At 72.4% G+C, this 11,940-nt stretch carries 9 protein-coding genes; 5 read left to right on the forward strand and 4 right to left on the reverse strand.

Annotated features, from left to right (window positions below; all coding sequences use genetic code 11):
* Window positions 1–285 precede the first annotated feature (285 nt).
* From ABT147_RS37140 to mtnA, 4 genes are read right to left on the reverse strand one after another with little or no spacing between them, the layout of a single operon-like run.
* Complete coding sequence (locus ABT147_RS37140; protein WP_502983223.1) at window positions 286–2,154, reverse strand: LpqB family beta-propeller domain-containing protein; 1,869 nt, start codon at window positions 2,152–2,154, stop codon at window positions 286–288.
* Window positions 2,108–4,183, reverse strand: a complete 2,076-nt coding sequence (gene mtrB, locus ABT147_RS37145; RefSeq protein ID WP_351414661.1) for an MtrAB system histidine kinase MtrB — start codon at window positions 4,181–4,183, stop codon at window positions 2,108–2,110. Before mtrB ends, ABT147_RS37140 begins: the two co-directional genes overlap by 47 nt.
* A gap of 1 nt (window position 4,184) precedes the next feature.
* The gene (mtrA, locus tag ABT147_RS37150) at window positions 4,185–4,874 is read right to left on the reverse strand and encodes a two-component system response regulator MtrA (protein WP_351414663.1); all 690 of its coding nucleotides are present in this window, start codon (window positions 4,872–4,874) and stop codon (window positions 4,185–4,187) included.
* A gap of 8 nt (window positions 4,875–4,882) precedes the next feature.
* Entirely contained in the window at window positions 4,883–6,028 is a 1,146-nt protein-coding gene (gene mtnA / locus ABT147_RS37155; RefSeq protein WP_351414665.1) for an S-methyl-5-thioribose-1-phosphate isomerase, read from the reverse strand.
* 140 nt (window positions 6,029–6,168) lie between these two features.
* Between mtnA and ABT147_RS37160 the strand changes: the two genes are divergently transcribed.
* From ABT147_RS37160 to ABT147_RS37180, 5 genes are read left to right on the forward strand one after another with little or no spacing between them, the layout of a single operon-like run.
* On the forward strand, window positions 6,169–7,560 hold the full coding sequence (locus tag ABT147_RS37160) for a DUF7847 domain-containing protein (protein ID WP_351414668.1): 1,392 nt from the start codon (window positions 6,169–6,171) through the stop codon (window positions 7,558–7,560).
* A gap of 40 nt (window positions 7,561–7,600) precedes the next feature.
* Window positions 7,601–8,290 (forward strand): DUF4129 domain-containing protein, encoded by a 690-nt coding sequence (locus ABT147_RS37165; RefSeq protein WP_351414686.1) that lies wholly within the window; start codon window positions 7,601–7,603, stop codon window positions 8,288–8,290.
* Window positions 8,287–9,483 (forward strand): DUF4350 domain-containing protein, encoded by a 1,197-nt coding sequence (locus tag ABT147_RS37170; protein ID WP_351414670.1) that lies wholly within the window; start codon window positions 8,287–8,289, stop codon window positions 9,481–9,483. Before ABT147_RS37165 ends, ABT147_RS37170 begins: the two co-directional genes overlap by 4 nt.
* Window positions 9,483–10,472 (forward strand): AAA family ATPase, encoded by a 990-nt coding sequence (locus tag ABT147_RS37175; RefSeq protein ID WP_351414689.1) that lies wholly within the window; start codon window positions 9,483–9,485, stop codon window positions 10,470–10,472. The genes ABT147_RS37170 and ABT147_RS37175 overlap by 1 nt, the downstream gene beginning before the upstream one ends.
* Window positions 10,472–11,782: a DUF58 domain-containing protein gene (locus ABT147_RS37180; RefSeq protein ID WP_351414672.1), complete on the forward strand. Its 1,311-nt coding sequence runs from the start codon at window positions 10,472–10,474 to the stop codon at window positions 11,780–11,782. Before ABT147_RS37175 ends, ABT147_RS37180 begins: the two co-directional genes overlap by 1 nt.
* Window positions 11,783–11,940 lie beyond the last annotated feature (158 nt).

The following is an 11,940-nucleotide window of genomic DNA, read 5'->3' on the forward strand; positions in this document are numbered from 1 at the left end:
GCCACCCCTGTGGACAACCGCCTGTGGACAACTCACCGAAACCGCAGAGGGGTTGTCACCCACACGAACGACGGGTGCCCGAAGAAGACCGAATGCCACCGCGAAAAGACCGAACGGCGGCGAAGACCGTACTCGGTCCCCGCCGCCGCAGGTCACCCCTGTCGAGCGCGCCCAGCCGCACGGCAACGTCGTGCTGATCGCACGCACCGCCCGCCCGGTCCTCAAGCCCTCAGGCCCTCAGGCCCTCAAGTCCTCATGTTCTCGGGCCCTGATGTTCTCGGGCCCTCACCCCGGATAGACCGGCGCCGACCCTTCCTTGACCACCGTCTGCCACTGCGCGCCCGGGGAGAGCCGGACGATCCCGTCGGCCGAGTGCGCGACCAACGGCTGGCTCTCGTCCTCGGACGCGGCGACCTCCTCCACACCGGTGAGCGCGGACAGCCCGGAGTCCGGCGTCGGCGAGCCGTCGACCCGGACGTACCGCATCTGCTGCACACCACGGGGTTCGCGCCCCACGACCACGAGCTGGCTGTCGCCCGCCCACGACATGGCGGTGACGTCCTCCAGATCCGGTGTCACGGACCGCAGTTCGACGATCGAGACGGTGGTGCTCTCCGCGTCGGCGTCCCGCTCGACGCGCCCGATGTACAGCGCCCGCTTGCCCTTGTTCTCCAGGATCAGCGCGATCCGCACCCCGTCGGCGGCCACCCGCACCGCCTCGATCCGCCCGTCCAGGCTGGGCGTCCGCACCTCCAGCGGCTCCCCCATGCCGTCAGCCAGGACCAGCAGCCGGGGCTTCTCGAGATCACGGTCGGCCACCCACAGGTCGCCCCGCCCATCCCAACTGGGCGTCGTCAGGCGGTCCTTCGCGGTGGCCCCGGTGCTGCGCAGCACCGGGTCGCCGAGCGTGCCGCCCGCCGTCAGCGGTGCCACGTACAGCTCGCTCCCGTCGGCCGACACACCGGCCGCCCGGTCCTCGTCACGCGACACGGCGGCGGACCGCAACTGCTTCTCGCCCTCACCGAGCGCCCCGGGAACGGCCGTCGGCGTGGTCACCGGATCCTGCTCGGACAGCCGCACGAGCTTGTGCTCGCCGTCGATGAGGTACTCGTACTCCGCGTGCTTGCCGAAGCCGTGCGAGGCGATGCCGGACTCGCCCTCGACGACCACGCACAGCTGCGCGCCGGTCGACCCCTGCAGCTCCACCTCGTCCACGCCCGTGGGCATGTAGTCCTGAAGCGTGTAGAGAAGCTGGGCGGCCATCTCCTTGCATCGGCCGGCCGAGACACGGTCGGCCTTCTTGTTCAGCGGTACGACCAGCCTGTTCTGGTCGTCGGGCGTCAGTGCCCGGGTGCCCTTCTTCAGGGCCGTGCCGGAGGGGAAACTCGTCCTCGCGACCGGGTTGAGCCAGCTCGTGGGGCCCTTCAGCAGGTCCCGGACCACCTGGGTCACCGGGTCGACCTGGCTGCGGACATAGACCGGGTCGGCGACCGTCCCCGGCTCCCCGGACTGCGCGGCGGAGGTGAAGTAGTACTTGTTGATGGACTTGTAGTTGCGCTCGAAGTCCGACCTGCCGAGCACCACGCCCGGCGGCAGCTCGTCGATGCGCCACTGCTGGGTGTCCTTCACGCGTGTGAGGTGCACGGTCCGGCGGTACTGGCCGCCGGCGGGCCGGTACGCGTGCTGCCCGTCCACCAGGGCGACCTTCTCACCGGACAGCTGGTACCGGTACTCGTCGGCCTCCGGTCGCTCCCCCGTGACCTGGGTGTACGGGATGGGTGCCTCTTCGAGGACCGTGGTCGACTCCCCCGGCTCCCAGTCCTTGAGCGCGTTCCCGGTCAGATACTTGCGCGCCGTCTCGTAGTCCAGATCATCGCTGGTCAGGGCCTCCAGGAAGCCCTGCACGATCTCCAGCGGCTCCGCGTCCTCGGCGGGCGGCAGCGCGAAGACCCGCACCTGGGCGTCCTGCCTCGGCGTGGACTCGACATCACGCATGTCCCCGCTGTCCGGCATCGAGGCGCACCCCGCCAGCAGGACGGCGCTGATGCCGACAGACCCGATGCGCACGGCCGGCCGCACCGGACGCCCACGGCCGCGTTTCGCGCGGTCAGCGCCCACGGAATGCCTCCCCCTGCTCGTGCTGCCGCTCCGCATCGCTCTCCGCCGGCCTCTTCTCGCCCCGCTCCGCGCCGTCTTCCGGTTGCCGCGCCGGCGACGGTGTCGCGGACGGCACACCGGGCCGGGGCACCACGCGCGCGCCGCTGCCGGGCAGCGCCGTCGGGTCGGCCGTGGGAGCCTGTCCGGCGCCCGGCCGTGGCCCTATGGCCGCCCTCGCGGCCCCGTGCTCACCGGCCTGGACCGGCACCGTGGCGAGCTTGCCGCTGCCGCCGAGCGGCCGACCGGCGTCGTTGAGTCCGCGATTGCGCCGGGAGTCCTTCGGTTCCAGGGGTATCGGGGACCCCCGCAGCGGCTCGTCCGCCGTCCTCGGCAGGGTGAGCCGGAACTGCGAACCACCGCCCGGCTCGCCCCACGCCTGCAGCCAGCCCCCGTGCAGCCGGGCGTCCTCCAGGGCGATCGACAGCCCCAGTCCCGTACCCCCGGTGGTACGCGCGCGTGCCGGGTCGGCCCGCCAGAAACGGCTGAACACCCGCGTCGCCTCGCCCGGCTTGAGCCCGACCCCGTAGTCCCGCACCGCGACCGCCACCGCGCCGCCCGCCGCCGCGAGCTTGACCAGGACGTCCTTGCCCTCGCCGTGCTCCACGGCGTTGACCACGAGGTTGCGCAGCACCCGCTCCACCCGCCGGGCGTCGGCCTCGGCGACGACGGGCTGCTGGTCCCCCAGCACCCGTATCCGCGTCCCCTTGCGCTCGGCGAGCGGCTCGGCCCCGCTGACGACCTTCCGCACGACCTCGCGCAGGTCTATCGGCTCGGCCTCCAGGGCCGCGGCGCCCGCGTCGAACCGGCTGATCTCCAGCAGATCCGCGAGCAGCGACTCGAACCGGTCCAGCTGGTCGGCGAGCAGCTCGGCCGACCGCGCGGTCACCGGGTCGAAGTCCACGCGCGCGTCATGGATGACGTCCGCCGCCATCCGTACGGTCGTCAGCGGTGTACGCAACTCGTGCGACACGTCGGAGACGAACCGTCGCTGCATCCGCGACAGTTCCTCCAGCTGCTGGATCTTCAGCTGCAGGTTCTGCGCCATCTTGTTGAAGGCCTCGCCCAGCCGCGCGATGTCGTCCTCGCCGCTGACCTTCATCCGTTCCTGAAGTCGCCCGGCGGACAGCCGCTCGGCGATCCCGGCCGCCATCCGCACGGGCGTGACGACCTGCCGCACCACGAGCCAGGCGATGGCCCCGAGCAGCACGACGACGAACAGCCCGGCCGTCGCCAGCGTCCCCTTGACCAGGCTCAGGGACTTCTCCTCCTGGGCGAGCGGGAAGAGGTAGTACAGCTGGTACGAGTTGCTGTTGGGGTCGCTGACCTGCTTGCCGATGATCAGCCCCGGCTGGGGCTCCTGGCCGTTGTAGTAGTGGATCGTCGTATAGCTCTGGACGGCGCTGGTGCCGTCGTCGACGCGCTCACGCAGCTCCACGGGCACGCTGAGGTCCCACTGCACGCCCCCGGAGACACGCGGCCCGAGCCCCCCGGTGGTGCCGTCGCCGGAGGCGGGGCTCAGTGTCACGACGTCGAACGCGCCCTGGCCGCCGCTGGACAGCGAGTTCACCAGGGTCGTCATCCACTCGCCGACGTTCTGCACCCGGTCGCCGTTCGGATCCGCGTCGTTCCCGGCCAGGCTCGCCTCGTCGTCCGCCTTCTGCTCGGCGGCCGTGAAGCCACCGGTGGCCTGGCTCTGCGAGGCCTTGACCTTGGCGTCCAGCAGTCCGTTGCGGACCTGCCCGATGACGACGAAACCCAGCAGCAGCACGACGCTGAGCGACATCAGCAGGGTCGTCACCACGATCCTGAGCTGGATGTTGCGCCGCCACAGCCGCATCACGGGCAGCAGCGGACGGCGCACCCAGCGCATGAACAACCTCAGGACCGGGCTGCCCTGGACTCCGCCCTGCAGCAATCCGCCCGCGAGGAGACGCTCCCAGCGGGAACCCGACGTCCTCCGGCCGACAGGCCGCTCCGCGCGGTTCCCCGGCTGGCCGGGCGCCGAAGCGGCACTGTCACCGGACATGTCAGCTGGGTCCTGCCTTGTATCCGACACCACGGACGGTCACCACGATCTCCGGCCGCTCCGGGTCCTTCTCGACCTTGGAACGCAGCCGCTGCACATGAACGTTCACCAGACGGGTGTCCGCCGCGTGGCGGTACCCCCAGACCTGCTCCAGCAGGACCTCACGAGTGAACACCTGCCACGGCTTCCGCGCCAGCGCGACCAGCAGATCGAACTCCAGCGGCGTCAGCGCGATCGACTGCCCCTCACGCTTCACCGAATGCCCGGCCACATCGATGACCAGGTCACCTATGGCGAGCTGCTCCGGCGTCGGCTCCTCCGACCTCCGCAGCCGCGCCCGGATCCGGGCCACCAGCTCCTTCGGCTTGAAGGGCTTCACGATGTAGTCGTCCGCGCCCGACTCCAGGCCGACCACCACATCGACGGTGTCGCTCTTGGCCGTGAGCATCACGATCGGCACCCCGGACTCCGCCCTGATCAGACGGCACACCTCGATCCCGTCCCGGCCCGGCAGCATCAGATCCAGAAGCACCAGATCCGGTTTGGCCTCACGGAACGCGGCCAGCGCCTTGTCGCCGTCGGCTACGAAAGACGGCTCAAAACCTTCACCACGCAACACAATGCCGAGCATCTCGGCCAGTGCGGTGTCGTCGTCGACGACAAGGACTCGTCCCTTCATGAATGCCATCATCCCATTAACTAAATCGTTACCTGGCGTGACCTGTCACACAGCTCGGCAAGCGCATCAGCGGTCACGGGCGACACAGCCCCTTCCTCGGTGACGATCGCCGTCACCAGCTCGGGCGGCGTCACATCGAACGCCGGGTTGTACGCCTGGGTCCCCAGGGGTGCCACCGCTATCCCACCTCCCGCCTCTGCTCCCGCCACCGGTACCTGAGGTGCCGTGATCTCCGTCACCTCATGCCCCGCGCGCTGTTCCACCTCGATGGACGCCCCGTCCGGGGTCGCCACATCCACCGTCGTCACCGGCGCCACCACGATGAACGGCACATGGTGATACCGGGCGAGCACCGCGAGCGGATAGGTCCCGACCTTGTTCGCCACCGATCCGTCGGCGGCGATCCGGTCGGCGCCCACCAGCACCGCGTCCACCTCTCCCGCCGCGAAGAGCGAACCCGCGGCGTTGTCCGTGAGCAAGGTGTACGCCATTCCGCTGCGCGCCGCCTCATAAGCGGTCAGCCGGGCACCCTGCAGCAACGGCCGCGTCTCGTCCACCCACAGCCGGCGCAGCCGCCCCGACCGGTGCGCCGCGAGCGCCACCGCGAACGCCGTGCCCTCACCACCCGACACCAGCGACCCGGTGTTGCAGTGCGTGAGCACCCGGTGCCCGCCGCCCGGCAACAGCTCGTCCAGCAGCGCCAGCCCGTGCGCGGCCATACGGGAACTGGCCTCAGCGTCCTCCCGGTGCAGCGCCCGCGCCGCGGCGAGCGCCGCCTCGGCGGCCTGCTTCTGGTCGCCCGTCCGGCCGAGCTCGCCCCGGTACGCGGCCCGCGCCCGGCCCACACCGACCGCGAGATTCACCGCGGTGGGCCGGGCACTCTCCAGCGCCCCGGCGGCCTCCTCCACGTCGAACCCCCGCGCGGCGGCGAGCGCGACCCCGTACGCCCCGGCGATCCCCAGCAGCGGCGCCCCGCGCACGGCGAGCGAACGGATCGCCTCCACCAGCGCGGGCGCGTCCGTACACACCAGCTCGACCTCCTCGGCCGGCAGTCTCGTCTGGTCGAGGAGGACCAGGACCGGGCCTTCCGGTGGCTCGTCCCAACGGATCGCCGGTATCCCGGTCGGCCGGATGTCGTCGCCGGATCGCGCGTACTGATCAGCCATGCGGTCAGTCTGCCCCCTATCCGTCGGACAATTGAAGGTGCGCAGCGCATACGGCCCCCGGTCACTTCCCGGACACCGCGTGGCACGATGGGCGCCAACCTGCCGCCGCGACCGCGGACGGGCACCGTGAAGGAGCGACGATGAAGGACACTCCGGGCTGGGCCTCGCCCGGATCCGCCCCCTCGGGCGGCCAGGAGCCGGACCAGCAGGCCTCCGCGCAGCCGACGGACCAGCCCGACACCGACCGGGCACAGCCGACGGAGCAGCCCGGTGCCGACCAGACGCAGCCGCCGTCCAAGTGGTCCAAGGAGCAGCCGCCGCCCGCCCAGTGGTCCGCTCCGACCCCGCAGGCCCCCGGCCAGACCCCGCCACCACCCCCGCCCGTCCCGGGCTGGGGCGGACACCCGGTCCCCCCGCAGCCCGGCCCCGGCGGCTACGGCCCGCCCGGCGGCCACGGAGCCCCCGGCGGCCATCCCGGCTACGGGGCCCCCGGCCCGGGCTACGGCACTCCCGGCTGGGGCGGCGGCTGGGGCGGACCCCCGCCCGCGGCCAAGCCCGGTGTGATCCCGCTGCGCCCGCTCGGCATCGGCGAGATCCTCGACGGCGCGGTCTCCACCATGCGCACGCACTGGCGCACGGTCCTCGGCATCTCCCTGGCCGTCGCGGTCGTCACCCAGGTCGGGGTCATCCTGCTCCAGGGCCTCGTCCTCAACGACACCGCGAGCTCGGACGCCCTCAACGACCCGAGCGCCACCCCCGGCGAGCTGGGCCGCGCCCTGGGCGACACCCTGCTGAGCACGTCCGTCGTCCTGGTGATCTCCCTGCTGGGCACCATCATCGCGACGGCCCTGCTCACGACCGTGACCAGCCGCGCCGTCCTCGGCAAGTCGGTGACCACCGCCGAGGCCTGGCGGGACGCCCGCCCCCAGCTCCTGAGGCTGGGCGGCCTGACCGTCCTGCTGCTCCTGATCGCCGTCCTGATCATGACCGTGGGCGTCCTGCCCGGCATCCTCCTCGCCGCCGGAGGCTCCGGCGGCGGAGGCGTCGTCCTCGCCGTCTTCGGCGGACTCGGCGCCTTCGTCCTCACCGTCTGGCTGATGATCCGCTTCTCGCTCGCCTCGCCCGCCCTGATGCTGGAGAAGCAAGGCGTACGCAAGTCGCTGAACCGCTCCGTCAAGCTGGTGCGCGGCTCCTGGTGGCGGGTCCTCGGCATCCAGCTGCTCGCCGCGATCATCGCCTACGTCGTCGCGTCGATCGTCGTGATCCCGTTCACCTTCGCGGGCGCGGCCCTGGACGGCGACGGCATCTCCGGCCTCCTCTCCGGCGGCACCGCACTCGGCTGGACCTACCTCGTCATCAGCGGCGTCGGCTCGGTGATCGGGTCCACGCTCACCTTCCCGATCAGCGCCGGCGTCACCGTGCTGCTCTACATCGACCAGCGCATCCGCCGCGAGGCCCTCGACCTCGAACTGGGCCGCGCCGCCGGTCTCCAGGGCTACGGCGACGCTCCCGGCGCCACCCCGGGGAGCTGATGGGGTGGGACTGCCGGGGGGAGCACTGACAGCCGTACCGATGTCGTGGCGCTCGGCGGACGAACCGCCCGTCACCCTCCCGCGCGACCCCGCGCGGGAGGCGGCCCGACGTGAGTTGTCCAAGGGCATGTACCACGAGAACGACCCCAGTTGGTACGAGCGCGCCATGGACGCCTTCTGGGAGTGGCTCGACAAGGTGTTCGGCGCCGCCTCGGCCGCCACCCCCGGCGGCACACTCGGCCTCATCGTCATCGTCCTGGCGGTCCTGGCCCTCCTCGGAGCACTGTGGTGGCGCCTCGGCACCCCGCACCGCGCCCCGGCCTCCTCCGCCACGCTCTTCGACGACCGCCCCCGCAGCGCCGCCGAACACCGCGCGGCCGCCGAGGCGCAGGCCGCCCAGGGCCACTGGAACCAGGCCGTCCAGGAACGCATGCGCGCCGTCGTCCGCTCCCTGGAGGAACGCGCCCTGCTCGACGTACGCCCCGGCCGCACCGCCGACGAGGCGGCTTCCGAAGCGGGCTCGGTGCTCCCCGCCCACGCGGACCGACTGCACACCGCCGCCCGGGACTTCGACGACGTCACATACGGCGGCCGATCCGCGGCCGAGGGAACGTACCTCCGGCTCGCCGCCCTCGACACCGACCTCGAACGCACCAGGCCCGCCCTGGCGAGCAGCGCGCCCAGCACCGCGAGCACGGCCGACAGCACCCGCCCGGGAGCCGCCGAATGACCACCGAGGCCACGCTCCCGTCCACCTCGGTGTCGCCCACGGCCCGCCAGGTGTGGACCCGCGCGCGCGGTGTCGTACTCGGCGCGGTGATCCTCCTGGCGGCTGCCGTCGTGATCGCCGTGATCCGCTCCGGCGCCGAACACGGCCGCCTCGACCCGCGCTCCGCCGACACCGACGGCAGCCGCGCCGTCGCCGAACTCCTCGACGACCGGGGCGTGTCCACCCGGCTGGTCACCACCCTCGACGAGGCGAGCGCCGCGGCCGGCCCCGACACCACCCTCCTGATCGCCGTCCCGGACCTGCTGACCGACTCCCAGCAGAACCGCCTCCGCGCGGCGACCGAGGCCTCCGGCGGCCGGACGGTCCTCGTCGCCCCCGGCTCCCCGTCCGTGAGCACGCTCGCCCCCGGGGTCACCGCGGACACCGCCCTCAGCCTGGACTCCACCCTCGCACCCCGCTGCGAACTGCCCGCCGCCCGCCGCGCGGGCAGCGCCGACACCGGCGGGTTCCGCTACCACGTCGTCGCCGAAGCCGGAGCGGCCGACACCTGCTACCCCGAGGACGGCCTGCCCACCCTGGTGCGCGTCCCGGCGGCCGAAGGGGACGGCGACACCGTCGTCCTCGGCGCCCCCGACATCCTCCTCAACAGCAGCCTCGACGAGCAGGGCAACGCCTCCCTCGCCCTCCAACTCCTCGGCTCGCGCCCCCATGTGGTCTGGTACCTCCCCTCACTCTCCGACTCCGCCCCCGACGCCGGAAACCGCAGCTTCTTCGACCTGCTCCCCTCGGGCTGGCTCTGGGGCGCCCTGCAACTCTTCGTCGCCGGCGGCCTCGCCGCCCTCTGGCGGGCACGCCGACTGGGCCCCCTGGTGCCCGAGAAACTCCCCGTCGCGATCCGCGCCTCCGAAACCGTCGAAGGCCGAGCCCGCCTCTACCGCAAGGCCAACGCCCGCGACCGCGCGGCCGCCGCTCTTCGCTCCACCACCCGCACGCGCCTCGCCCCCCTCGTAGGTGTCCCCGTCTCCCGGGCCCACACGCCCGAGGCCCTGCTCCCCGCTCTGTCCGCCCACCTCCACGGCGACGGACAGCCCCTGCACGCCCTCCTCTTCGGCCCGCCGCCCGGCGACGACACGGCCCTCATCGCCCTCACCGACCAACTCGACGCCCTCGAAAGAGAGGTACGCCGTTCATGATGGACCCGACCACTGACAACGCCGCGACCACCGGGGACCCGGGCACCGCCCGAGCCTCCCTGGAGGCCCTGCGCGCCGAGATCGCCAAAGCCGTGGTCGGCCAGGACCCCGCCGTGACCGGCCTCGTCGTCGCCCTTCTCTGCCGCGGACACGTCCTACTGGAAGGCGTCCCCGGGGTCGCCAAGACGCTGCTCGTCCGCGCCCTCGCGTCCGCACTCGAACTCGACACCAAGCGCGTCCAGTTCACCCCGGACCTCATGCCGAGCGACATCACCGGCTCCCTCGTCTACGACACCCGCACCGCCGAATTCTCCTTCCAGCCCGGCCCGGTGTTCACCAACCTCCTCCTCGCCGACGAGATCAACCGCACCCCGCCGAAGACCCAGTCCGCCCTGCTGGAGGCCATGGAGGAGCGCCAGGTCACGGTCGACGGCACCCCCCGCCCGCTCCCGGACCCGTTCCTGGTCGCCGCGACCCAGAACCCGGTCGAGTACGAGGGCACCTACCCCCTCCCCGAGGCCCAACTGGACCGCTTCCTCCTCAAACTGACGGTCCCGCTCCCGTCCCGCGAGGACGAGATCAACGTCCTCACCCGCCACGCCGAAGGCTTCAACCCCCGCGACCTGCGCGCCGCCGGCGTACGCCCCGTCGCGAACGCCGCCGACCTCGAAGCCGCCCGCGCCGCCGTGGCCAAGACGACGATCTCCCCCGAGATCACCGCCTACGTGGTGGACATCTGCCGCGCCACCCGCGACTCCCCGTCCCTCACCCTCGGTGTCTCCCCCCGGGGCGCCACGGCCCTCCTCGCGGCCTCCCGCGCCTGGGCCTGGCTGACGGGCCGCGACTACGTCATCCCCGACGACGTCAAGGCACTCGCGCTCCCGACCCTCCGCCACCGCGTCCAGCTCCGCCCGGAGGCCGAGATGGAAGGCGTGACGGCCGACTCGGTCATCAACGCGATCCTCGCCCACGTCCCCGTCCCCCGCTGATGGCCCCCACCGGACGCGCCGCACTCCTCGCGGCCCTCGGCGCCCTCCCCGTAGGCCTCTGGGAGCCCAGCTGGACGGGCCTCCTCGCCGTCAACGCCCCCCTCGCCGTGGCATGCGCCTGCGACTACGCCCTCGCCGCTCCCGTGCGCCGCCTGGGCCTCGTTCGCTCCGGCGACACCTCCGCACGCCTGGGCGAGACCGCGGACGTCACCCTCACGGTCACCAACCCCGCGAACCGCCCCCTGCGTGCCCACCTCCGCGACGCCTGGCCCCCCAGCAGCTGGCTCCCCGGCTCCGAAGTGACCGCGTCCCGCCACCGCCTCACCATCCCCCCGGGCGAGCGCCGCCGGATCATCACCCGCCTGCGCCCGACCCGCAGGGGCGACCGTCAGGCGGACAGGGTCACGATCCGCTCGTACGGCCCCCTCGGCCTCTTCGCCCGCCAGGGCAGCCACAAGGTTCCCTGGACCGTACGGGTCCTCCCGCCCTTCACCAGCCGCAAGCACCTGCCGTCCAAACTGGCCCGCCTGCGCGAACTCGACGGCCGCACCAGCGTCCTGACCCGAGGCGAGGGCACGGAGTTCGACAGCCTCCGCGAGTACATCCCCGGCGACGACACCCGCTCCATCGACTGGCGCGCCACGGCCCGCCAGTCCTCGGTGGCCGTACGCACCTGGCGCCCGGAACGCGACCGCCACATCCTCCTCGTCCTGGACACCGGCCGAACCTCCGCGGGCCGTGTGGGCGACGCCCCCCGCCTCGACGCATCCATGGACGCGGCTCTCCTCCTGGCCGCCCTCGCCTCCCGCGCCGGCGACCGCGTGGACCTCCTGGCCTACGACCGCCGCGTACGAGCCCTCGTCCAGGGCCGCACGGCAGGCGACGTCCTGCCGTCCCTGGTCAACGCGATGGCCCCACTCGAACCCGAACTCGTCGAAACGGACGCCCGAGGCCTCACAGCCACCGCACTCCGTACGGCCCCCCGCCGCGCCCTGATCGTCCTCCTGACCACCCTCGACGCGGCGCCCGTAGAACAGGGCCTCCTCCCGGTCCTGTCCCGCCTCACCCAGCGCCATTCGGTCCTGGTGGCCTCGGTCGCCGACCCGCACATCGCCCGCATGGCCAGTTCCCGAGGCACCACGGACGCCGTCTACGAGGCCGCGGCAGCCGCCCAGGCCCAAACAGACCGCCACCGCACCGCCGAACAACTCCGCCGCCACGGCGTCACGGTCGTCGACGCCATCCCGGACAATCTCGCGCCGGCTCTGGCGGATGCCTATCTGGCACTGAAAGCGGCAGGCCGCCTCTGATCCACCAGCTCCTCTGATTCCTCTGACTCGGAGGAGTTGAAAAGGGGATCACCGGGAAGAAAACCGGGAACGCAAAAAGGCCCACACCATAAGGTGTGGGCCTTTCGCAATATTTGTTCGGCGGCGTCCTACTCTCCCACAGGGTCCCCCCTGCAGTA

This window comes from Streptomyces sp. NPDC001868 (genome assembly GCF_040297125.1).
GTDB lineage: Bacteria > Actinomycetota > Actinomycetes > Streptomycetales > Streptomycetaceae > Streptomyces.